At 51.0% G+C, this 23,131-nt stretch carries 19 protein-coding genes and 1 pseudogene; 11 read left to right on the top strand and 9 right to left on the bottom strand.

The window, feature by feature from the left end; all coding sequences use genetic code 11:
• Positions 1-8 precede the first annotated feature (8 nt).
• A complete protein-coding gene (locus tag M3G15_RS17430) occupies positions 9-2,558 on the bottom strand; it encodes a beta-mannosidase (protein ID WP_260071606.1) in 2,550 nt (849 codons plus the stop codon).
• A gap of 225 nt (positions 2,559-2,783) precedes the next feature.
• Here M3G15_RS17430 and M3G15_RS17425 point away from each other — a divergent pair, with 225 nt between their 5' ends.
• The 8 genes and pseudogenes from M3G15_RS17425 to M3G15_RS17390 all read left to right on the top strand — a co-directional run bounded on the left by M3G15_RS17425 (position 2,784) and on the right by M3G15_RS17390 (position 14,021).
• The gene (locus tag M3G15_RS17425; RefSeq protein ID WP_009223870.1) at positions 2,784-3,782 is read left to right on the top strand and encodes a substrate-binding domain-containing protein; all 999 of its coding nucleotides are present in this window, start codon (positions 2,784-2,786) and stop codon (positions 3,780-3,782) included.
• Positions 3,772-5,697, top strand: a complete 1,926-nt coding sequence (locus M3G15_RS17420; protein ID WP_260071611.1) for a cache domain-containing sensor histidine kinase — start codon at positions 3,772-3,774, stop codon at positions 5,695-5,697. Before M3G15_RS17425 ends, M3G15_RS17420 begins: the two co-directional genes overlap by 11 nt.
• Positions 5,694-6,935 carry a response regulator gene (locus tag M3G15_RS17415; RefSeq protein WP_260071605.1) on the top strand — a complete coding sequence of 414 codons (1,242 nt, stop codon included), beginning with the start codon at positions 5,694-5,696 and terminating at the stop codon, positions 6,933-6,935. Before M3G15_RS17420 ends, M3G15_RS17415 begins: the two co-directional genes overlap by 4 nt.
• 192 nt (positions 6,936-7,127) lie before the next feature.
• The gene (gene chvE / locus M3G15_RS17410; RefSeq protein ID WP_198136170.1) at positions 7,128-8,186 is read left to right on the top strand and encodes a multiple monosaccharide ABC transporter substrate-binding protein; all 1,059 of its coding nucleotides are present in this window, start codon (positions 7,128-7,130) and stop codon (positions 8,184-8,186) included.
• Between the two features lie 95 nt (positions 8,187-8,281).
• Positions 8,282-9,811, top strand: a complete 1,530-nt coding sequence (gene mmsA / locus M3G15_RS17405) for a multiple monosaccharide ABC transporter ATP-binding protein (RefSeq protein WP_198136167.1) — start codon at positions 8,282-8,284, stop codon at positions 9,809-9,811.
• A 4-nt stretch (positions 9,812-9,815) separates the two neighbouring features.
• Positions 9,816-10,979, top strand: coding sequence for a multiple monosaccharide ABC transporter permease (gene mmsB, locus M3G15_RS17400; RefSeq protein ID WP_009223865.1), 1,164 nt, complete (start codon positions 9,816-9,818; stop codon positions 10,977-10,979).
• A 308-nt stretch (positions 10,980-11,287) separates the two neighbouring features.
• Positions 11,288-12,867 (top strand): annotated as a pseudogene (locus tag M3G15_RS17395) (oleate hydratase).
• Between the two features lie 152 nt (positions 12,868-13,019).
• The gene (locus tag M3G15_RS17390) at positions 13,020-14,021 is read left to right on the top strand and encodes an Rpn family recombination-promoting nuclease/putative transposase (protein WP_009223863.1); all 1,002 of its coding nucleotides are present in this window, start codon (positions 13,020-13,022) and stop codon (positions 14,019-14,021) included.
• Between the two features lie 35 nt (positions 14,022-14,056).
• Here the strand turns inward: M3G15_RS17390 and M3G15_RS17385 are convergent, their stop codons facing one another.
• From M3G15_RS17385 to M3G15_RS17365, 5 genes are all read right to left on the bottom strand, one after another.
• A complete protein-coding gene (locus tag M3G15_RS17385) occupies positions 14,057-14,242 on the bottom strand; it encodes an aspartyl-phosphate phosphatase Spo0E family protein (RefSeq protein WP_009223862.1) in 186 nt (61 codons plus the stop codon).
• 269 nt (positions 14,243-14,511) lie between these two features.
• Positions 14,512-15,921 carry a helix-turn-helix domain-containing protein gene (locus M3G15_RS17380; protein ID WP_260071604.1) on the bottom strand — a complete coding sequence of 470 codons (1,410 nt, stop codon included), beginning with the start codon at positions 15,919-15,921 and terminating at the stop codon, positions 14,512-14,514.
• 196 nt (positions 15,922-16,117) lie between these two features.
• Entirely contained in the window at positions 16,118-17,011 is an 894-nt protein-coding gene (locus M3G15_RS17375; protein WP_260071603.1) for an aldo/keto reductase, read from the bottom strand.
• Positions 17,012-17,036: 25 nt separating this feature from the next.
• Entirely contained in the window at positions 17,037-17,369 is a 333-nt protein-coding gene (locus M3G15_RS17370; protein ID WP_260071602.1) for an L-rhamnose mutarotase, read from the bottom strand.
• 51 nt (positions 17,370-17,420) lie between these two features.
• On the bottom strand, positions 17,421-18,854 hold the full coding sequence (locus tag M3G15_RS17365) for an aldehyde dehydrogenase (protein ID WP_260071601.1): 1,434 nt from the start codon (positions 18,852-18,854) through the stop codon (positions 17,421-17,423).
• A 375-nt stretch (positions 18,855-19,229) separates the two neighbouring features.
• On the opposite strand from M3G15_RS17365, the gene M3G15_RS21540 reads away from it, so the two are divergent.
• Together M3G15_RS21540 and M3G15_RS17350 are read left to right on the top strand one after the other, a co-directional pair.
• Complete coding sequence (locus M3G15_RS21540; protein ID WP_311202294.1) at positions 19,230-19,787, top strand: molybdopterin-dependent oxidoreductase; 558 nt, start codon at positions 19,230-19,232, stop codon at positions 19,785-19,787.
• A complete protein-coding gene (locus M3G15_RS17350) occupies positions 19,669-19,977 on the top strand; it encodes a molybdopterin dinucleotide binding domain-containing protein (RefSeq protein WP_311202293.1) in 309 nt (102 codons plus the stop codon). Before M3G15_RS21540 ends, M3G15_RS17350 begins: the two co-directional genes overlap by 119 nt.
• Positions 19,978-20,045: 68 nt before the next feature.
• Here M3G15_RS17350 and M3G15_RS17345 read toward each other — a convergent pair whose 3' ends face one another.
• The 3 genes from M3G15_RS17345 to M3G15_RS17335 form a co-directional block, all read right to left on the bottom strand.
• Complete coding sequence (locus tag M3G15_RS17345) at positions 20,046-20,492, bottom strand: Hsp20/alpha crystallin family protein (protein ID WP_009223855.1); 447 nt, start codon at positions 20,490-20,492, stop codon at positions 20,046-20,048.
• A 646-nt stretch (positions 20,493-21,138) separates the two neighbouring features.
• Complete coding sequence (locus M3G15_RS17340) at positions 21,139-21,408, bottom strand: DsbA family protein (RefSeq protein WP_260071600.1); 270 nt, start codon at positions 21,406-21,408, stop codon at positions 21,139-21,141.
• Positions 21,368-21,787 (bottom strand): DsbA family protein, encoded by a 420-nt coding sequence (locus tag M3G15_RS17335; RefSeq protein WP_260071599.1) that lies wholly within the window; start codon positions 21,785-21,787, stop codon positions 21,368-21,370. The genes M3G15_RS17340 and M3G15_RS17335 overlap by 41 nt, the downstream gene beginning before the upstream one ends.
• Before the next feature lie 496 nt (positions 21,788-22,283).
• On the opposite strand from M3G15_RS17335, the gene M3G15_RS17330 reads away from it, so the two are divergent.
• Complete coding sequence (locus M3G15_RS17330) at positions 22,284-23,105, top strand: hypothetical protein (protein WP_260071598.1); 822 nt, start codon at positions 22,284-22,286, stop codon at positions 23,103-23,105.
• Positions 23,106-23,131 lie beyond the last annotated feature (26 nt).

Raw genomic sequence — 23,131 nt, 5'->3', positions numbered from 1 at the left:
AGTCGAATTTAGACGAAATCAGCCATGGAGCGGACGGTCAGCTTGCCGGGATGGCCCGCGACAAAGGGCTCTGCGCTGCCTGTGCCGCCCCGCCGCCGGAACTCCACCGTTACCGGAATGCCAGGAATTAGATCGAAGTAATTATCGGAGAAAATCCCTTCTTCTTCCGCCGAAATCCATACCTGGCGCGCCAAGACATCGCTGACCAGGGTATAACGGCTTCCGCCGCTGCCGGCCTCTTCTTGCAGCGTAATGTTCGCCTGCGGCAACGAAAGTTCTCTAGCCGAAGCGAAGTAAAAAGGCTTGCTGTCCACGGCCTGCCCCTCGATCTCCAGGACCGCATGCAGCACGACCTGGCGCGGATCATGGCCTTCCAACCATTCCGCCCGACTGAACACCGCAGCTTCAACAACCGCATCTGCAGCGGCGTGAACCTCCAACGCCTGTTCTTTCAACGAGGCCCCCTGGAAGTCATACAGCGACAACCGCAAGCGGCCCGTAACCGGCTTCTGCAGATCAGACACCACGCTAACCGAGATCGGGCCATTCTCCGGCTCGTAAATCGCCAGCATGACCTCGCGGAAGCTGCGGCGTACCGCATACTGCAGCGCCTTCCAACGTCCGTAATAGTCCATCCCCGCCCAGGACGCCACCGGCCAGCAATCGTTCATCTGCCAGTATAGCGTCCCCATGCAGTAAGGCTTGTTGCGGCGATGTGCTTCAATTGCCGTACGGATCGCCTCGGCCTGCAGCACCTGACTCATGTACAGGAACGAAGGGAAATCCTTCGGCTCCGGCAGATAAAGGTCCATGTACTCCTTGATCAACTGGTTCCCTCGGCCATTCTTCTGATGGGCCAGCATGATCTCGGACTCCAGCGCCAGCTCGCTCTCCGGCGCGTAAGTCAGCACCGATTTCAGCTCCGGAAAGGATTGAAAGCCGTATTCGCTCATAAAACGGCCTACCCGGAGGTTATAGTTATCAAACGGCTCAACCGCATGCCAGACCCCCCAGTAATGGACGTCCCCTTCACCGGTGACTTGAAGTGCATGTTGATCGGCGTCCCCCGTCAATTTACGGATCGGCGAAGACGGCAAGTAGGCGACGCCGCCGCCATGACGTTCCACGGCCTGAGGAAGAATTCGATGGAAGATCGCCTCGTAATCCGCCCAAATCTGTTCACGCTGCTCTGCGGTGTAATTCTTTTTCCACCCCCAGCCCCCATCCTCGACATAGTGGGCCCAAGCCGAATCGATTTCATTGTTTCCGCACCACAATGCGATACAGGGATGATTCCGCAACCGCTTGAGGTTGTCCTCCGCTTCCCGCGTAACGCTGTCCAGAAACTCCGAATCCCCCGGGTACATACTGCACGCAAACATGAAGTCCTGCCAGACCATGATTCCGTATTCATCGCACAGCTCGTAGAAAATATCCTGCTCATAAAGGCCGCCGCCCCAGACGCGAAGCATATTCATGCCGCTTTCGGCTGCCGTGGCGATTTCATGGCGATAACGCTCCTCCGTCACTTCAGTCAAAAAGCTGTCGTTCGGGATATGGTTCGCCCCTTTGGCGAAAACTGGCACGCCGTTTAACTCGAAGCGGAAGCAAGCCCCTGCATCGTCCTTCTCACGAACCAGCCGGATGTCGCGCAGCCCGGTTCGAACAGACGCTTCGGCGACCGCTTCCTGCCCGCCGTCCGTCACAAGCTTGGCATGGAAGTTATACATCGCCGGTTCGCCCAGCCCCCGGCACCACCACAGCTTCGGCTCCGCAATGACCGCCGGCACCTCTACTACATTCGTTCCCGGCTCTAATACCACAGGACGTTCCCAGGTCAACTCGCCGTCAGTGAGCTGCAGCTGACCTTCCCAGCGCTCAGCGGTTTCAATTTCCGCCAAGGCGGTAAGCTCCGCAACCGAGACGTTGACCCGGTCTTGGCGAATAAACAGGTCGCGAATAACCGGGCCGCTCCAGCCCTCAAGACGCACCTCGCGCCAAATCCCGCTGGTCACAAAGCGCGGCCCCCAATCCCAGCCGTAATGATACGGCGCTTTGCGGGCAAACACGCTGACCCGGCGGTCGCCTAACCCGCCCAGCTCCGATTGGTCGTTCGCCGCCGGCAGGCCATACCCCAGCTTCTCGAGCTTAGGCAAATCCTCCGCGATGGGAGAGCGGAAGCGTACGGCAACCGTATTGTCGCCTTCGCGCAGCAGCGGCTTCACATCGATTCGCCAAACGCGGAACATATTGTCGGCCGACAAGACGTGCGTCCCGTTCACCGTGACATCGGCATACGTATCCAAGCCGTCGAAGACAAGCTCCAACCGCGGCAAAGCGGACCAAGCCTCATCCAATTCGAAGGAGGCTTCGTATTCCCAATCTTTTCGATCAATCCACTGCAGGTCATGCTCGTTAGTTCCATAGAACGGGTCAGGGATCAACCCGTTGCGGTGCAGATCCGTATGCACGGTGCCCGGCACGCGGGCCGGCTTCCACTCTGTCTCATCACTCGCTTTGAAGCTCCAATGCTGGATTCGATAACTATGTTTGTTCATATGTCCTCCATCAAGTTGTAAGTTACCGTTCATTATATACTAATTCCGTTATGATTTGTTATATATTTGTTAGTGATTTTGCAGATCAAATTTTTATATGATCTTTCTTTGGGATTAAAGGTGAGCTATAATTGTAAAATTACTAATTATCAATTTCGACGAATCATAGTATGATGTTGTCGAAAGTGAATCACTTGGCAACTCTTCTTATGAAAGGGGTTTCATATGAAGAAGATTTGGATGGTGTACTTGCTGCTCTTCGCTTGCTTTGCGCTATACGTGCTCGATTACCGCTCCCAGATTCGTTTGAACGACGAATGGAATTCCGGGGGCCTCCGAGGTTCCATCGATGAGAAATACGTGATGGTGACGTTTCAAATGGGAATCGACTATTGGAAAAGCGGGCTGAAAGGCTTCGAAGACGCCGCCCAGGCGCTAAACGTCTCCGTAGAATACCGCGGCTCCACCCAGCGCGATATTCATGAGCAAATCACGGTGTTGGAGCAAGCCATTGCTAAAAAACCGGCCGGCATCGCGATCTCCGCGATTCATCCAACCGAACTCACCGCCACGATTAACAAAGCGGTCGACGCCGGCATTCCGGTCGTCTTGTTCGATTCCGACGCCCCCGGCAGCCGCGCTTTTTCCTTCCTTGGTACCGACAACTATTCCGCCGGCGTTGAGGCCGCGCGGAAAATGGCCGAGCTCACCGGCGAACGCGGGGAGGTCGCCGTCGTCACCGTGCCGGATCAACAAAATCATCAAGAACGCACCGAAGGTTTTTCCGATACCATTACCCAGGAATTCCCCAACATGCACATTGTCGCCACCAAAAACGGCAAAGGCGATGAGCTGTACTCGCGGCAAGCGGCGGAGGAAATCCTGCACGACTTCCCCGAAATCGCAGGCATTTTCACCACCGAAGCCAACGGCGGTATCGGCGTTGCGGAGGCCGTAAAGGCCTTTGGCCCGACCTCCTCCAGTCCGAAGATCATCAGCTTCGACACCGATAAGGGCACCTTGGACTTGGTCAAAAGCGGAGATATCGCCGCCACGATGGCCCAGGGCACCTGGAACATGGGATATTGGTCGCTGCAGCTGCTCTTTTCGTTGAAGCACGATTCCGATGGATCTTCGCCCCCCGGCCCTCGCGTTCCCCAGCGTTTGGATACCGGCATCACCGTCGTCACACGGCAGAATGTGAATGATTACTATGCGAAATAGATATGGAAAGCGGTCCTGGGAAATCCGTCGTTTTTCGCTGAATAACTTGCCCATCCGCTACAAATTAATCGTCCACTTTATGTTGATCAGCATCCTTCCTTCGATCGGGCTGGGCGTGCTGACGAATTGGACGGTCGACCGCATTATCGAACGCCAGATTACGAACAACACGCTGCAATTAATTGGCAAGGTGAACCGGTCGTTGGAGACGTATGTGGAGAATTTGCAAAACATGACGTTCCTCATCTCCTTTAACCCGGACGTGCTGCAGTTTCTCGAGAACAACAACGAGGCGGAACTCGTTCTATCGGCACCGTCAGTCAAAACACCTCCACGAACAACAACACCGGTAGATACCGATCACTACGAAATTCGCAAGTTCCTGCAGGGCTTCACCACCTTGTATTCGGAAGTCGCGGGCATTCTAATCGTCAACAGCCGCGGCGAATATATCAGCAACGAAATGTATGCCCGCACCGCAGAAAACCTGACCCGGGAAGAGTGGTACCAAGAAGCGGTCCGCAATAAAGGAATCTTTAAGATCATCGGTCATCCGCGAGACCGCAACGTCACTACGCATGTCAACTACAAGGACAGTGAAGTCGTCTCTGCCGTAAGGGCGATTCTCGACCCCGAAACCCAGCAGGTCAAAGGCGTCGTCTTAATCGACCTCAAACTGCGGGTCATTGCCGAGACCGCTCAGGACGTTCGTTTGGGGAAAACGGGCTATCTAACGGTGGTGGACGGCAACGGGGAACTGATCTATGCCCCGCCAGCCCCCTATATCAACCGCGTTCCGCTGGAGCGGCTCGGTCAGGACGGCTCAGGAACCTACGCAGAACGGGTGGGCGGCCGCGATTTACAGTTCATCTACCGACATTCGCCGTTTACAAACTGGACGACGGTCGGCGTCTTTTCCATGGCGGAGTCCGCTACGGAAATGCAGGAAATTCGTTTTTACGTGGTTAGCTTTGTTTTTATCGTCTGTTTGCTGGGGATGACGGCCTCTTTCTATCTGGCTCACACGATTTCCAGGCCAATCGGGCAGCTGGCGTCCTTTATGCAAAAAGCCCAGTCCGGCGATCTGACCATTCGCCACTGGAGCGACCGAACCGATGAAATCGGCCTGCTTGGCCGCCGTTTCAACGCCATGCTGCAGCAGATCCACCGACTGCTCTCCCTGACCGAACTGCAGGAGCGTCAGAAGCGGGAGGCGGAGCTAAGAAGCCTGCAGGCGCATATCAAGCCGCATTTTTTGTACAATACCCTGGATACGATTCATTGGATGGCCCGCCGCAACGGCTCGGAGGATATCGCGGAAATGGCGGAGTCCTTGTCGAAGCTGTTCCGAATCGGCCTTAGCAAGGGGAATGACATCATCCCCCTGAACGATGAAATCGAGCATGTTCGCAGTTACTTGCATATTCAACACGTCCGTTATCAAAGCAAACTCGATTACTCGCTGCACATCGCTCCGGAAATTCGCGGTGTCTATGTGTTGAAGCTGATCCTTCAGCCGATTGTGGAAAATGCCATCTACCATGGAATCAAGGAACGCCGGGGGCCGGGCCGCGTGGTCATCGAAGCCGCCGAGGATGCCGGCATGTTGGTGATCAACATCCGGGATGATGGGAAAGGCATTCCGCCGGATAAGCTGGCCCGGCTGCAAAAAGAACTCCAGTCCGCAGGCACCGCGGATGGCCGGGAAAAGGGCTCCGAACCGGCAGGGGCATCCAATGCAGGCGAAGGCGGACAGGGATATGGGATGCTGAATGTGCAAGCTCGGATCGCATTAACCTTTGGTCCGAAATATGGCCTGACGATCCAAAGTGAGGAAGGCCGAGGAACCGTAGTAACCGTCACCCACCCGATCATTCGGGATGAACAAACCCGTTGGGAGAGGATTGAATCATGAGCGGAACCTACTCAGAAACTCATTGGAGGGTGCTCATCGCCGATGATGAGTGCATTATTCGCGAAGGAATACGCGATAGCGTGGACTGGGAGAGCTTACGCCTTACGGTAGTGGCCGAAGCGGAGGATGGCGAGGAAGCTCTAGAGAAGGCGATCCAGCACGACGTTCACATCATGCTGGTTGATCTCAACATGCCGATCATGGACGGGATCGAATTAATGAAGCAGGTACGTGAGCGGCTGCCGGATTGTAAAATCGTCATCATCACGGGCCATGACGAGTTTGCGTACGCGCAAAAGGCGATCCGCCTTCAGGTCAAGGATTACATCCTGAAGCCCGCCAATCCCGTGCAGTTGGAGAAAGTCCTGCGACAGGTGCGCGGAGAGCTGGAGGAAGAAGCATCCAAACAGCAGCAATGGCAGCAGGCCTCGCGGCAGCTTTCCCGCAGTTATCCGCTCCTGAGGGAGCGATTTTGCCAGCAATGGCTGGACGGGGGCATGACAGCCGCTGAAATCTCCGAGCAGCTGCGGTTCTTGCAGCTGCCGGACGCCTGTCCGGATTGGCTGGGCGTCATCCGATTGCCTGAACCCGCCGCCTCCCCCGCTTTGTTCAAAGAGGACGAACGGCAGCTGTATGGATTTGCGGTAGAGAATATCGCCGCCGAAGTGCTCGCCCCCTACCCCAAGACGATCTTCCGTGATCCCTTCGGCCTGATCGTTGTCCTGCTGTGGGGAGTGGAAGCTGAAGCCGATTTTCACCGCATTGAAACCTTGGTGCGGACCCACTTAAAAATCGCTGCCGAGGTTTACTTGGCTGAGGGCGCTGGGGACGTCTTGGAGCTTCCTTCCGTATACCGGAAAGCGAAGTCCGCCGTAAACAAGGAAAACGCCATTTCCCCGCTGGTTCGCCGGGCCAAGCAATATATGCTGGAGCATTTCGGTGACAGCAGGCTGACGCTGGAAGCGATGGCGCATGCCTTGCAAACTTCTCCGGCTTATTTAAGCCGCATGATCAAGCAGGAGCTGGGCACCACGTTTAACAGCTATTTGACGCAGCTCCGCATCCGTCGGGCGAGCCGCCTATTAATCGCCACCGAGCTGACAATAGCCGAAATCGCCGAGCAAGTCGGCTACGAAACTCAACACTATTTCAGCACGGCGTTCAAGCGCGCGACCGGCCTTTCCCCACTGCAATACCGCAAAGGCGCATTTGAACATGAAGATGCTCAGGGGGAGTAAATCTCCCCCTCTCAGCCTCCTATTTTGGAGTCATGCCCCTCCATAAAGGTTCGATTTTTATAAAAAGAGTCAAACCACTGTAAATACGACCTCCCCCTTCACTTGCTATACTCCGAACTGTAAACGCATTCATTTCAAGTATAGGGGGAATCGACTTTGAAGAAGGTAACGGCCATTTTACTTGCTTTGGTGATGGTATTCACCCTCGCGGCTTGCGCCAACGGCGGAAACGGCGGCGGCAGCGGATCGGGCAACAGTGAGAAGGGAACGATCGGCATTGCCATGCCAACGAAATCGTCCGAACGCTGGGTGAACGACGGAAACAATATGGTCAAGGAGTTTAAGGCTCTTGGCTATGGCACGGATCTGCAATACGGAGAAGACGTTATCGAAAACCAGGTGTCGCAAATCGAAAATATGATTACCAAGGGCGTGAAGGTCCTCGTCATCGCCGCGATTGACGGTGGTTCCTTAACCGACGTACTGCAAAAAGCCCACGATCAAGGCATTCAAGTCGTCGCCTACGACCGGCTAATCATGAACAGCGAGTACGTCGACTACTACGCAACCTTCGATAATTTCAAGGTTGGCGTGCAGCAGGCTTCCTATATTGAAGAAAAGCTGGGACTCAAGGACGGCAAAGGCCCTTTCAATATCGAGCTGTTCGGGGGCTCTCCAGACGACAACAATGCCTACTTCTTCTATGACGGCGCTATGTCCGTACTGCAGCCGTACATCGATTCCGGCAAGCTGATCGTACGCAGCGGACAAACCGAAATGGAACAAATCGCCACGCTGCGCTGGGACGGCGCCACCGCCCAGGCTCGCATGGACAATTTGCTGAGCGCTCACTATACCACGGAGAATATCGACGCCGTGCTTTCTCCTTATGACGGAATCAGCATCGGCATCCTCTCCTCGCTCAAAGGTGTGGGTTACGGCTCCGGAAGCAAACCGATGCCGATCGTAACTGGCCAGGATGCCGAGCTGGCATCGGTCAAATCGATTCTTGCCGGGGAGCAAACGCAAACCGTCTTCAAGGATACGCGCGAGTTGGCGAAAAAGGTTGTCTCCATGGTCCAAAGCATTCTGGAAGGCACGGAAGCCGAAGTCAACGACACGAAAACCTACGATAACGGCGTGAAGGTTGTTCCTTCTTACCTGCTCGAACCGGTCTCGGTCGACAAGGATAATGTTGAACAGGCGCTCGTCGACACCGGCTACTACTCCAAGGAAGATCTGGGACTCTAAACATCATTAACTTGTGGTGATCGGCATAGCGGCGGACGCGGATTCGGGCGACCGTCGCTATGCACTTACCGTGAGCGAAAGGCCAGGTGACGCATGTGAGCAATACGATTTTGGAAATGCGGGGCATTACGAAGACGTTCCCGGGGGTTAAGGCGCTCAGCAATGTCAACTTCAAGGTCAGATCCGGGGAAATCCATGCTCTGTGTGGGGAGAACGGGGCTGGCAAATCGACATTGATGAAGGTGTTAAGCGGCGTCTATCCGCATGGCTCTTATGAAGGCGAGATCTTGTTCGAAGGCAAGGTCTGCGAATTTAAAGATATCAAAGAAAGCGAGCAGCTGGGGATCGTTATTATCCATCAGGAGCTGGCGCTGATCCCCTATCTCTCCATCGCGGAGAACATTTTTCTTGGCAATGAGCAAAGCAAACACGGACTGATCGACTGGAACGAAACGACGGTCAAAACCAAAGCGTTGCTGAAACGGGTGGGCTTAAACGAATCCCCGGCCACACGCGTATTGGAGCTGGGCGTCGGCAAGCAACAGCTGGTGGAAATCGCCAAAGCCTTATCCAAACAGGTCAAGCTGTTAATTTTGGACGAACCCACGGCCGCCCTAAACGAAAATGACAGCGAAAACCTGCTGGAGTTGATCCTGGAGCTGAAGAAACAAGGCATCACCTCCATCATCATTTCCCACAAATTGAACGAAATCAGTAAAGTTGCCGATTCGATTACCATTCTCCGGGATGGCCGGACGATTCAGACCTTAGATATGAAGGCCGATCAGGTGACCGAGGATCTCATCATCAAGGGCATGGTTGGCCGCGATCTCACCCACCGCTATCCGGAGCGGGTTCCCCGGATCGGTGAAGTGATCTTTGAAGTACGGGGTTGGGAGGTAACCCACCCGCAACAAGAGGATCGTAAAGTGCTGGACAATATTAACCTCAATATTCGCCGCGGAGAAATCGTTGGGATCGCTGGCTTGATGGGTGCCGGCCGGACCGAACTCGCAATGAGCTTATTCGGCCGATCCTATGGGCGGCATATTAAAGGTCAGCTGTTCCTACACGGCAAAGAGGTACGATTTAACGACATCAGTCAGGCGATTAAGCATGGCATCGCTTATGTTACCGAAGATCGCAAGCAATACGGCTTAATTTTAATCGACGATATTAAACGCAACATCTCGCTGGCTTCGTTAAAGAAGCTGTCCCGCCGAGGCGTAATCAATGAACGGGAAGAAGTGCTGGTCGCGGAGGAATATCGGAGCAAGCTGAACATTAAAACGCCCAGCATTTTGCAGAAAACGGTCAATCTGAGCGGCGGCAATCAGCAGAAGGTCGTCCTTAGCAAGTGGATCTTCGCACAACCGGAAATCTTGATTCTCGATGAGCCAACGCGCGGCATTGATGTCGGAGCCAAATATGAAATCTATTCGATCGTCAATCAACTGGCGGACGAGGGCAAAGGCATTTTGTTCATCTCCTCGGAGCTCCCGGAGATTCTCGGGATGTGCGACCGCATCTACGTCATGAGCGAAGGCCGGATCACCGGGGAAGTGCTACGCGAGGACGCCACCCAGGAAGTATTGATGAAATCCATGACTCGAGGCAGGGGGTAGACCGATGCAAGCGGTTAGCGAACTTTTTCGAAAAAACATACGTCAGTACGGCATGATTATCGCCTTAATCTTCATCACCATCTTGTTTCAAATTTTGACGGGCGGCATCTTACTCAAACCGCTCAACATTACGAATCTGATCTTGCAAAACAGCTACATTTTGGTGCTGGCCATCGGGATGGTGCTTGTGATCATCACTGGACATATCGATTTGTCCGTCGGCTCCATCGCCGCCTTTATCGGGGCTTTGGCTGCCATCATGTTGGTGGATTTTCAGTTGCCAACGTTTCTTACCATTATCATTTCACTGGTGATCGGCGGGCTGATCGGTGCCTGGCAAGGATTTTGGGTCGCTTACGTAAAAATCCCCGCCTTTATCGTCACATTAGCCGGGATGCTGCTGTTCCGGGGCTTGACGATGATCGTGCTTGGCGGCCAGTCGATCGCACCATTCCCGAAATCGTTCCAACGCATAAGTTCCGGCTTCATTCCCGACTGGTTTGGCGGCAGCAGCCTTCATATCCTGACGATTCTGCTTGGTCTGGCGCTCTCCCTTCTCCTCATTTGGCAGGAATGGAAGGAGCGGCGAACCCAGCTCAAATATCAGTTTGAGGTCGCGCCGATTTGGGTGTTCGTCACGAAGCTCGTACTGCTCGTTGCCATCATCAACATATTTACCTTTGTGCTGGCAACCTACAACGGGCTGCCGAACATCTTGATCATCCTGTTCTTCCTGATCGTCATTTATTCGTTCGTTATGAACCGAATGGTGGCGGGCCGCCATATCTATGCGCTTGGAGGCAATGAGAAGGCCGCCAAACTCTCCGGCGTCAAAACCAAAAAGGTGACGTTCTGGGTCTTCGTCAACATGGGCGCCCTGGCTGCACTGTCCGGCCTGATCTTTGCCGCCCGCCTCAACTCGGCTACGCCGAAGGCCGGGACGAACTTTGAGCTCGACGCGATCGCGGCCTGCTTCATCGGTGGCGCCTCTGCCTCCGGCGGCATCGGTACCGTCATCGGCGCGATTATCGGCGGCCTGGTCATGGGCGTGATGAACAATGGCATGTCGCTGATCGGGCTTGGGGTGGATTGGCAGCAAGGCATCAAAGGGCTGGTCCTGCTTCTCGCCGTCGCTTTCGATATTTACAATAAGTCGAAGACGACTTAACCCCAGGACCTTGATGTTCCTAAACCTCCGCTATCGATTTGGCGGAGGTTATTTTTTTGAAGGCTAGCTTGAGCGGGAGTATAATGAAAGACAGGATGATCTACCTATTTTTTCCACAAAGCAGGTGATTCCCTTGTCTAGCTCCCATCTGACCAAGGCGAAATCTGGCTGATTCCGTCGGAATCCTAGACACTCCTTAGGGAGTGTCGTTTTTTTATACAGGCGCCCTGCATTGTTGATTTCGCTCGCCCCCAAGACAGATTACATTGAAATTGTTCCATTCATCACATTCTTTGGAGGTGAAAGTTATGTCTGCAGATCGTCACACCCATCACGTTTATTTTGTTGGCGGAGGGATCGCTTCACTGGCGGGGGCCGCGTTCCTGGTTCAGGACTGCGATTTTCCCGGCCAACATATTCATGTGTTGGAGGAAATGAAGGTGCTAGGCGGCAGCAACGATGGTGCCGGAGACGGTGAACGCGGATATGTGATCCGCGGCGGCCGAATGCTGAATGATGAGACTTATGAAAATACATGGGATTTACTGCGCTCCATCCCTTCCTTAGACCATCCGGAGCTCTCGGTGCGAGATGAAATCATCGCTTTCGATACCGCCCACCCAACCCATTCCAACGCAAGGTTAGTAAACCGAGACGGCCAAGTGGCGGACGTCACCTCGATGGGCTTTGATATGGCGGACCGGCTTGCGATGGTCAAGCTGATCATGACCCCGGAAGAGAACCTGGGCACCGCGCGAATCAATGACTGGTTTGGCCCGCATTTTTTTAAGACAAATTTCTGCTACATGTGGGCAACAACCTTTGCCTTCCAGCCCTGGCACAGCGCCGTGGAGTTCAAAAGATACATGCTTCGGTTTATGCATGAATTCCCGCGAGTCCATACGCTGGAGGGAGTCACCCGCACACCTTATAACCAATACGACTCCGTCATTCTCCCGCTGCAAAAATATTTGGAGGGGCACGGCGTAGACTTTTCGCTGAAATGCACAGTTACGGATCTGGACTTCCGCGAAGGCGATGAAATCACCGTGACGCGGATGCACTATCTGAAAGACGGAGAGCCCCGAGTCCTGGATTTAGGAGAAGGGGATCTGGTGATCGTCACCAACGGTTCGATGACCGAGGGCTACAGCCTGGGCTCCATGAACACCCCGCCGAAGCTGAACGGCAAAGGCAGCTCTTGGCAGTTATGGGAGCGGATTGCCGCCAAGAAACCGGGCCTTGGACGTCCATCTGTCTTCGCCGACCATATCGACGAGTCCAAATGGGAGTCGTTTACGGTGACTTGTCAGGGCTCGCGCTTTTTTGACCGGATGGAAGCTTTCTCCCGCAACAAGGCGGGAACCGGCGCACTGGTGACCTTTAAAGATTCAAGCTGGTTCATGTCCATCGTGCTGGCTCATCAGCCGCATTTCCGTAATCAGCCGGAGCATGTGAAGGTCTTCTGGGGCTATGGATTATTCCCGGATGGCATTGGGGATTATGTGCCTAAAAAAATGTCCGAATGTACCGGTGAGGAGATTCTCACCGAGTTGCTGCACCATCTCCACTTCCAAGAAGATATGGAAGCGATCTCTCCACCGCCAACTGTATTCCATGTATGATGCCGTTCATCACCTCGCAGTTCATGCCTAGAGCGATCGGCGATCGGCCAAAGGTCATCCCGGACGGCTCCACCAACTTAGCGTTTATCGGTCAATTCTGCGAAATCCCGGACGACGTTGTCTTCACTGAAGAATACTCTGTTCGGACGGCCCGTATGGCCGTGTATGGCCTGTTGGGACTGAACAAGCCGATTGTCCCTATCAATCAGTACCAGTACGATGTACGTACGTTGCTGCAAAGCTTGGTCACTTCCTTCCGCTAAGAATGGACAGAGGTGATAAAAATTGCCAAAACGACCCATTTCGGATAAACTAGGCTTAATTGAATCTTAAGCAAAGTGAAGCACACTTACGCATCTGTCCATCTTGGCGCGCGTAGTGTGCTTTTTTGCGTTTGGAAAGGAAGTGTGACCTGTTGTTGGTATCAACATCATCTTTAGTCCAACAAGTCGGTGAGGAATCGCAAAGCGGGAACTATGGGAAGAAAATCATCCCTCATGACGAAGCGTTTAAAAAGCTGTTGCATACGTTTTTCGCGGAATTTATCGCATTGTTTTTTCCTGAACTTGAATCGCAGCTGGACTTCAGCCAAACCCGTTTCCTTATGCAAGAGCAGCTTGTGGATGTGGTGGGAGAAGAAGCGCGTACGCTCGATCTCCTGCTGGAAACCAAATATATCGGTACGGATGCCTTCATCCTCATCCATCTGGAGCCTCAATCGTACCGACAAGCAGACTTCCACGAACGGATGTTTATCTACTTCAGCCGGCTCTTTGAGCGGCACCGGAAAGAGCACCAGCTCATCATCCCTATCGCCATCTTTACATCCGCAGAGAGTAAAAATGAGCGAAATTCCTTAAACATGTCGATTCTGGGAGAGGATATCCTCCAATTTCGGTTTCTGAAAGTCGAGCTCATCAACCAACCCTGGCGCAGATTCATTGATTCCAACAACCCCGTGGCTGCTGCATTACTCGCTAAAATGGGCTACAATAAAGGGGAGGAACGGGAGCTCCGTCTAGCCTATCTGCGCATGCTGCTGCAGCTCAGCCAAAGACTGGATCAAGCCCGTCTAGCGCTAGTGATGTCTATCGCCGATTTATATTTCGAGCCGGATCCCCGGCAGGATGAAGAAATGCTTCGGGAGCTGGCGAAACAATATGCAAAGGAGAGTGAAGTGATCATGGAATTAATGCCCGCATGGATGCGTCAAGGATATGAGAAAGGGTTGGAAGAAGGCCTGGAGAAAGGTATAGAACAAGGGATCGAAAAAGGATTTGAAAAAGGGATCGAACAAGGCACCCTCATCGAACGCCGGCAAATCGCGCGCAGGTTGTTATCCAAGGGCTTCACTCTGGAAGAAATTGCGGATATGACCCAATTGTCTATCGAGGAAATCAAAAAGATTATGAATTAAGGAATTAGCCAACGGACAAAGAAAAGAAGCCGCATCTACGCGATCGGCTTCCTTCTTCGGTAATTGGAATATATGACTTGGCTATATTTATTTAACAAGCGGTCAAGAACAACCGACTGATGGAGAACCCGTGCATGGCGCATTCCGTATCTCTGTGCGAGCCGATTTAATTCTTGTCTTTCCAATTCGATCCGAAATCTGATTTTTTCAGAATTGTTCATCACTATCACCCTAGGAACATATTAGAAGAGGTTGCCAAATATTGCATAATGAGACCTAATGCAAGAAACAAAAAAAATTCCATTTTTTGAAATGGAACGGCCTGGCATGTTCCTCACTCTGTCTCTGTATACGCTATACAATAAAAATAGGGTCAGTCCCAAGGACTGATCCCTACTTTTTTTGAATGGTTCAAGACGAAATATATTATCCCCAATAACCGTGTGCCAATGTTGCAATTAAACCAGCACCACTAGCTAAACCTACCAAACTAAGCATTTTCATAGCCGAAACCGTAGAGAACATTTTCTTTTTCATTTTCCCACACCTTTCTACATAGTTCTTCAAAATTTTTATATTGCTCATCTGTAACAAACTTGCGATTCAGTTCAAACAAAGTCATGCAATTTACGATCAAAGATTTGTTATTCAAAGAAATTGCCATCTTCAAGCTATACAGTAAACTCCTTATACCTTCTTCATAATCCCCTTTCCTCAGATTATAAATTGCGTAATTCTGGAAAAAAACGGAACAGCGATTCATACTTACTACCGATTCTGAAAACCACTTATCTTTTCCAATCAACCTGTATTTTTCAATTTCTTCGGAAAAGCGATCAAGAATATCATCGATGTAGAACTGATGGCGATTGGCCGATTCAACTAATGTGATCAAACCTTCAATAAGTTCATCGGGCTCTTCTTCCAAGAATTGAACATACTCAGGAATTTTGGATCGATCCCCAGCTTTAATATCCAAGCAAAGATAATTGGCTTGTGCAAACATTTTAAATTGTTCTATAACGGCAGTTTGGTTTTCATCATCGGCATCAAACCAACTTAAATTCGCATATTCTGCAATCCATTTCTTTGATTCCTCAAACATTCCTCTATATTCATAAGAGCCAGCTTTAAGAAGATAGCCTCTACCATAATAATAAACAAGAGGACGGAGCGGCTTAAAATCACTATATTTCCATACTTTTTTTTCATACAATGCTTTAGCTAATTGGCAAAGTTCATCTGCGTAAACTTCGGCTTCAGACCAATTAAACTTAAGCGAATAAACTTCGACCAACATTAGTAATCCATCGAGCGCATACACTTCCGGCAATCGATGTCTGTAGGGTAAAAATTGCATGGCAGTCTTAAAACCCTTGTCACTATCCATGCGATGAATTTTAAACAACCTGTAGTAACTCATCGCCAAGCGTTCGGAGTGGCTAGATCGCTCACTTTCGATAACGCTTTCATAGAGTATAACCGCAGCCTCTTTCCAACCTTGTTCATACATCATTTCGGCTGTATCGAAAATGCCCGCGATTTGTTTCAAATCCTCTAACAAACGGTTTAGAACCTGTTTAATGCAGTCATGCTTCTGCAACTCGGCGCATCTCAGCAGGAACGGCCGCAGCCTCCTCCAATGCGGAGCCGTTGAAGTAAAACATTCATCTGCGTATAAATCGTAAAAGTGTCCTTCAGGCAACCCCATCGCAGCCGTAATCCGATCCAATTGTCCGATGGCAATCGGCCGGTTCCCGTTAATAATTCCGCTTAACGTTCCGACGTTCACCCCGGCGGATTCCGAGAAACGGTGCAGGGTTGTCCCTTCGCTCTTGATGTAATCTTCCAGTTCTGCGCGAATCGTGGTTGTAGATATCAAAAAATTATCACCCCCCAATTCCGCGACCTTCTGCGAGCCAAAGGATTCTCGGCTAACAGAGGAGTCAAACGACATCCAATGACATCAAGCAACACCATATCCTACTAAACTTCCAATATATGTTTACATAATAATCCTAAATTTGACAATCGTCAATATGAAAAAAGACCGATAAGCAAACTTTTTGTCTGCTTATCGATCTTTATGGGGGTTCTTAGATTTCCAGCTCCGCCGCAGCCGCATTAGCCTCCACTTGCGCAGGGTTCTTGCAGCCCGGAATCACCGTGCTGACAACAGGATTCTTCAGGCACCAGGCCAAGGCCCACTGAGCCATGTCCACACCCTCCGGCACTTCATTCCGCCGAATCTCTTCCACTTCCTCCAGCTTGCGCCGGGTGCTTTCCGGATCATGACGATGGCGTACATCGGTTTCGCTGAACACCGCGCCCGGTTTATACTTGCCGCTCAGATAACCGCTCGCCAGAGGAACTCTTGCAAGCACACCGAGTTGCTGGCGCTCGCAGGACGGGAACACCCGATTCTCCGGCACGCGGTCGAGCCGGTTATAAACCACCTGAATCGCCTCCACCCCTACCTTCGTTGAAGCTTCGGTCTGATGCAGGTTGTCGTTGCTGCCGATCGACGTGCCCAGATGGAGGATTTTCCCGGCTTGCTTTTGCTTATCCAGCAGCGTCCAAAGTTCATCATTATCAAACGCCGCATCCGGGCCGGAATGAAACTGGTACAGGTCGATATAGTCGGTCTTCAGCGCTTTCAGCGAGGCGTCCAGCTGTTGCAGCACCGCCGCGGCATCAAAACAGTCCGTCCGCGTAAACCGTTCATGAAATTGATGCCCGAACTTCGTGGCGATCAGCCAATCCTCCCGATTGCGTCGGCTGAGATAATCCCCGATAAACGATTCGGACAAATGGTCGCCATAACATTCCGCCGTATCGATCAGATTGATGCCCAGCTCCCGGCCCCGATCCAAGATCGCATCCACTTCCGCTTGCGTGTAGTTTAAACCCCACTCCCCACCGAATTGCCAAGTTCCAATGCCGACCACAGAAACGTTGAGACCGGTTTTTCCTAATGTCCGATATTTCATGATCAAGAATCCCTCCGATTCGTCTCTATTTCAAGTAAAATACCTCGCGCATCGGCACGATCGGCTGCGGCTCATTAAAGTCAAACGAACCCTCCACCATGCCTGACGTAATCGCGTTCCACCGCTGGCAAACCTCGCTGGCCGCAATGTACTTGAACGCCGCGTCCGGATCATCGCATTCAAAGCAATAGAAGAACTGATTCCCCTGCTGAAAAATCGAATAATTGCGAATCCCCGCTTTGCGATGCTCCTCCAGCACCTCGGGCCAAGGGTTCAAATGCATCTCCACGTAAGCCTCCAGTTGATCTTCCTTCACCCGCCAGGTCCAGGCAAATTTCCGGCTTGGACTGATTTCCATGATCATCCCTCCCATGAAATTTTCATACCATTTGACTCCCGAGACTGCATACTACTTGAAAAAACGTCGAATCAGCTTCAGCTTGCCAGCCGTATAAGGCGGATAGATGAAGCTCAAGTTCACCCGCGTTGACTTTTTCAGCACGCTTTTCCGATGAGAGAAGGTTTCATAGCTGTAACGGCCGTGGTAGGCTCCCATCCCCGAAGAGCCGACACCGCCAAAGGGCAAATACGGGCTCACCAGATGCATGACCGTATCGTTCACGCACCCTCCGCCAAATGAAACGGACTCCATCACCTTCCGTTCCGTGGCGGCATTGCTCGTAAACAAGTACAACGCCAGCGGCTTGGGCCGCTCACCAATCTCCCGGAGCGCCACATCTAGGTCTCGATAGTCCAGCACCGGCAAAATCGGTCCAAAAATCTCTTCCTGCATCACGGAGTCTTCCCAGCTGACGTTGTCCAAAATCGTTGGCCCCAAATACAGATCCTCACGGTCTCCGTCCCCGCCAACCACAACTTTGGACGGCTCAAGCAATCCCATCAGTCGGCTCCACTGCTGCTCATTTACGATCCGCCCGTAGTCAGGGCTTTGCCTTGGATCCTCACCGTAGAAGGCTTTGATCTGCGCCTTCATTTTGGCAACCAGCTCCGCTCGCACCGACTCGTGAACGAGTACATAGTCCGGAGCCACGCAGGTCTGACCTGTATTTAGGAACTTGCCCCAAACGATACGCTGCGCAGCCAGATCGAGGTCCGCCTCTTGATCCACGATGCAAGGACTCTTCCCGCCAAGCTCCAGGATAACCGGCACCAAATGCTCCGCAGCGGCCGCCATGACGATCTTTCCAACCCGAATACTTCCGGTGAAAAAAATAAAATCCAGCGGCGCATGGATCAGCGCAGACGTCGCCTCCGGCCCTCCCTCTATGACTCGTATGTAATCGGGTTCAAAATATTCGCCAAGCATCTCGGCGATCACCCTGGAGACATGAGGGGTATACTCCGAAGGCTTCACGATCGCGGCGTTTCCCGCAGAAATCGCTCCGATCAACGGGTCGATCACCAGCATACACGGATAGTTAAACGGGCCAATGATCAAGGTCGAGCCGTAAGGCTCCCGATAGATGTAGCTGCTGGAGCCGATATGGGCCAGCGGAGTTCGAACCCGCTCCGGCTTGACCCAACGCCTCAGATGCTTCATCACGTAGCGGATGCTGTCGTAAGCATAACCCACTTCCGTGCTGTAGCCTTCAAATTCAGGCTTGCGCAAATCTCGCTGCAGCGCTTCCAAAATGCGCGTTTCATAACGTTTAATCGCGGTCTTCAGACGTTCCAGCTGACGCAGCCTGAATTCTACCGGCCGCGTGGCACCGGATCGGACGAATTGCTGCTGCGCGCGGACGACCTCCGAAATAGTTTGCTCTAAGGTTTGCGCCGGTTGCGGTTCGGTTGGAGCTTGGGTAGAATTTGCAATTTGGCTCAAGGCGGTTCCCTCTTTTTCCCGAATAATCAATGTCATTCCTGTCTGTCTCTTCTATTGTAACCCGAAATGGGGGAGCTGGGCATCTTTGGACATTAAGCTTCAATTCAGGTTAGCGGCGTATGATGGTCTTGCCTGCTGCCAAGCCCTATCTATCTTGGCTTGAGGCGAACCTCAATGCAACACGGAATGGAGTGAAAGACCCATGAGCGAAAATCTCAAGAGGGCCGGCCGTCGCACTTCGAAAAAGAAGCTGGCCATTTATTTCCTCGTGCCTCTTTAGGGGCATTGGCGGGATTTTATATGGTTTGGTGGACCGCTATTTGATCGAGCATGTGGAAGTGGTTGTAACTCACCTATTACGTGGCAGATGTGCAAGTGAAGGATGCTCAGGTGCTGCAGTCCGCTTTTGCAGAAGACAGCTTTGGACGTAACATCACACAGACTACGTACCGGGATCCCCTAGGACACGATCCGTCAAGTGGCTCGGGGATTCGCCGGGGCAAAGCGCGGAATGGTTCTTACCGCGCGGGGGTTGGAGCAGCAGGTGAACGGCGTGGAGCATACGCTGCAGTACATGTCGTCGTCGACCTGTTCGAGACGGAGACGTCCGCCTACGCGGATTGGCTGCTGCCCGGCACGTCCTTCCTCGAAGTGGAAGAGACGATGACGAACCTCGAGGGCCGGGTGTTCTGCCGGCCCCGGGTGTTTGAGCCAGCCGGCGCGGCGCTGCCGGACGCCTGGCTGCTGTGCGCCCTCGCCGAACGGCCGGGCCCGCTTGACCACGCTGCGCGGGTCGCTGGAGGTCGCCGCCAAGGTGACGGCGGACATCCATCCGCGCACGATGTTTGTCCCGTTCCATTGGGGCGGCGACTTAGCTGTGAACCGGCTGACGAACGACGCCCTGCACCCCGTCAGCCGAATGCCGGAGTTTAAGATCTCCGCCGTTAGGGCGGAAAGCGTGGAAGCGGGGGACACTGGTTCCGGCGCAGACACAAGTGCTGACGGCGCTTCTTGGGGCAGCGCCCGGGACGACGGGGAGGCCAAGTACACTGCTGTGCAATACACCGCCGAGCGCACCGCTGATCCCGCCGCTCTTGCGGCATCTCGTCATGAGCGAAACTGATGATTTATGTAACACAAAGGAGGCTATCCTCTCCAGCAAATTTGCTGGAGGGATAGCCCCTGTTTATATTAATCGCCGTCTTGAATTTGGATGCGTTTGGAGCGGGTCGGTTGCCGTTTCGGCACCTCCAGCTTCAGAACGCCATCCTTCAAGGACGCGCGAATATCTTCTTCAGCAATGTCCTGCACGTAGAATCTGCGTACGTATTCGCCGTGCCGGCGTTCCTTCCGAACGATTTGATGGTTCGTATCCTCCATGTTGTGGTCTTCATTACGAACCGCTTTGATTGTCAAGTAAGGTGCGGCATAGTCGATCTCGATGTCCTCTTTTCGGAAACCAGGCAATTCCGCTTCAACCAGATACGCTTGATCCGTTTCACGGATGTCCGTTCTGAAAGAAAGCGGCGAATTTTTAAACGGTGCAAAAAAGTCATCATTGAACACATCATTAAACGTTTTAGCCAACTGTCCAAACGCATCTTCCCTGTGTCTGCCAAAAGGAATCAAATCAAACATGATTATTCATTCCCCTTTCTTTAGTTTGACCTTATTTGACCTTACATCCTCATTATATGCTTCCACGACCAAAGTGACAAAAGTGATTTTAGCCCAAACAGCCTTGTATCGGGCGATTTTCGCGAATTTTTCCTCGTCGCTTAGGGCTTGACTTTTGATTTGACCTTCTTTGACCTTTGATCTTCACCAAATTTCCTCATAAAGATTTTCTGTCCTTTGGATGTGGAAGTAACGCTATCGTTAAGATACCTCGAGACATCGCAACCTATTCATGGTAAAAGTAAGATAACGAATTTATATCCTTACTGTTTACATGCCCGGACTAATGGTTTTTACATGGAGGTGGAGTTCTTGAACAAAACCATCAAACTTCGCATCGCCTGGATCATCCCAAACGTATTAATGTATCTTCTTTTCATCGGTATTGGTACTTTTATACTTTGCAATGCGAAGGGTCTAAGGGAAATCCATCGATTTGGCTATCTAAAAACTCGAAGGCTACGAAAAAAAGCGACTTCAACGTCGCTTTTCATAAGACTTAATATGAATATCCTAATTATGTCCGTGAATTAGTCGGTTTCCGCCAGCTCCGCCTCAATCGCCGCCGCCAACTCCTCGTAGGAAGCGCTTGGCAGCAGCTCCCCGTTCACCATGAATTGAGGGGTTCCGTTGACCCCGTAGTAACCACTGTTTTGAAATCTTCTTTGACCGGCAGCATGTAGGTATATTCTTTTAAATCCTTCGCGAACCGATCATAGTCGATCCCCTCGATATTCTTCTTCACGAAGTCCAGCAAAAAGTCAGGTGTCGCCCAAATTTTCGTCTCATCGCCTTGGTGTTCATACAGCTTACGCTTGAACTCCCAGAACTTCTCATTACTCTGCGCCGCGATCGCCTCGCACGCGCTGGCTGCCATGAATCGAATCCCGGTCGATGAACGCGTAGTTGGTAAAGAACAACTCGATTTTGCCGGTATCGATGAAGTCTTTTTGAAGCTGAGGCATGTAGGTTTCTTCCCACTTCTTGCAGGCCGGACATTTGAAATCGGCGAATTCGATCACCTTCACCTTGGTGCTTGGATCGCCCAGGTGCGGTTGCTTCTTATACTTCAAGCCCTCGGCCGTGTAGTCGCCTTTGATTTCCGTGTAGTTCGGGAGATCCTTCAGTTCGGTGGATTTTGCGCTCTTCACGTACGTAATCACGCTTATCAATACTATTAACCCAAAGACAATTACTGTAATCACATAAAGGCCTTTTGAACTTGCCTTTCCACTTTTTCCCGTTACGTTAGCCATTATTATTCCTCCCTCCATTTATTTTACCAAGATCAACACACTTAATGTTAGTTCTCCACTTTGGCTCTTGGTCACAAGTTATCGTTTTTCATTTTTTCAACTTCTTTTTCGAGCTTGTGGAGCCGTTGGCGCATTCTATAAAAATAAGGGGCAGTACACACAATCAAAATAACAATTATTCCAATGGCCATAAAAAAACTCCTTTTATAAGAATTTAAGGTATACATTAAATAGTAACACAAATTCAGAAAATATATAATATTACATTATATCCATAATTATGGTAATATATTAAATAGAAAAAGGAAAAGGAGGATAGTATTGTTACAAAAATACCATTTGGAGGGTAAAACATGAAAACTAGTAAAAAAACCTTGGTTTCTTTTGTAATTACCTGTTCCGTTATTTTTAGTATCTTTAGTCTTACAACTTCGCAAGCGACTCCGATAAACTTTGTAGCATAACTCTTGGAAAATCCGAGTAATGCTCGAATGTGATGACTATTCAAACATCCACAGTATATTATAAAAATACTATGGAAGATTATGTGAAGGCTACGGATGCATATCATTTGAATTTCATTATGACTACATGGAAACCTGATGTAACACGCGGAGATCCAATTTATAAAACATACTGGGTAACAGATAATTTTAATAATGAGCTTCTTTTTACCGATAATAGCCACTATGGATACCATCTGACAGACTACACAACATTAACCACAGGTATTAATAAAACAGCAGGATACTATCCTCAAGATTATGGAAGACCAGTCAGCGCTCTCGAAACCCAAAATATGCCACCAAATACATGCAGTATAAGTACTGGGGTTATATGCCGAACTTATACGCAAGCAAATCAGCTATCAGTAAAAAATTCCTCCCTTGCAGCAAAAGATTCACTTGCTAATAACCTCATGTCTACTAGTGAAAGTTTATCTACCAAATTTGCGCTTGAAAATACCAATCTTTCTAAAAAACAGCCAACTAAGCTCCCATTTACGGTAGATGAGACCTATGCCCAAAGTTCAACTATTGGGAATCATAATATCCTTGAAATTACTTACGTCAATAATGAAACCAAGGACTATTTAACATTAAGAACAGTTGACGCCCAAATAACTCCAATATCTTCGAATTTTACAATTAAACAAGGTAAGTTAGATAATAGCATTGTGTCAAATTATTTAGATAATGGACTAACTCAGATTTTAGATTGGAAGCAAGATGGATATTCATTTACAATTTTTGCCTCAAGCCACAACAAAACGTTTTCACAAACAGAACTCGAAGATATTGCAAAATCCCTTCAATAAATAGTAGATGCATCAGCATCACTAAT

The organism is Paenibacillus sp. p3-SID1389, from assembly GCF_025151705.1.
GTDB classification, from domain to species: domain Bacteria; phylum Bacillota; class Bacilli; order Paenibacillales; family Paenibacillaceae; genus Fontibacillus; species Fontibacillus phoenicis.
Note: the sequence above shows the minus strand (reverse complement) of the source record. Positions and strands in the feature narration are given on the sequence as shown.

Bases quoted from the DNA above. Each gene is read 5' to 3' on its own strand.
- M3G15_RS17430 (WP_260071606.1), bottom strand. From the start codon at position 2,558: ATGAACAAACATAGTTATCGAATCCAGCATTGGAGCTTCAAAGCGAGT.
- M3G15_RS17425 (WP_009223870.1), top strand. From the start codon at position 2,784: ATGAAGAAGATTTGGATGGTGTACTTGCTGCTCTTCGCTTGCTTTGCG.
- M3G15_RS17420 (WP_260071611.1), top strand. From the start codon at position 3,772: ATGCGAAATAGATATGGAAAGCGGTCCTGGGAAATCCGTCGTTTTTCG.
- M3G15_RS17415 (WP_260071605.1), top strand. From the start codon at position 5,694: ATGAGCGGAACCTACTCAGAAACTCATTGGAGGGTGCTCATCGCCGAT.
- chvE (WP_198136170.1), top strand. From the start codon at position 7,128: ATGGTATTCACCCTCGCGGCTTGCGCCAACGGCGGAAACGGCGGCGGC.
- mmsB (WP_009223865.1), top strand. From the start codon at position 9,816: ATGCAAGCGGTTAGCGAACTTTTTCGAAAAAACATACGTCAGTACGGC.
- M3G15_RS17385 (WP_009223862.1), bottom strand. From the start codon at position 14,242: ATGAACAATTCTGAAAAAATCAGATTTCGGATCGAATTGGAAAGACAA.
- M3G15_RS17375 (WP_260071603.1), bottom strand. From the start codon at position 17,011: ATGAAATATCGGACATTAGGAAAAACCGGTCTCAACGTTTCTGTGGTC.
- M3G15_RS17370 (WP_260071602.1), bottom strand. From the start codon at position 17,369: ATGGAAATCAGTCCAAGCCGGAAATTTGCCTGGACCTGGCGGGTGAAG.
- M3G15_RS17345 (WP_009223855.1), bottom strand. From the start codon at position 20,492: ATGTTTGATTTGATTCCTTTTGGCAGACACAGGGAAGATGCGTTTGGA.
- M3G15_RS17340 (WP_260071600.1), bottom strand. From the start codon at position 21,408: ATGGCAGCCAGCGCGTGCGAGGCGATCGCGGCGCAGAGTAATGAGAAG.
- M3G15_RS17335 (WP_260071599.1), bottom strand. From the start codon at position 21,787: ATGGCTAACGTAACGGGAAAAAGTGGAAAGGCAAGTTCAAAAGGCCTT.
- M3G15_RS17330 (WP_260071598.1), top strand. From the start codon at position 22,284: ATGACTATTCAAACATCCACAGTATATTATAAAAATACTATGGAAGAT.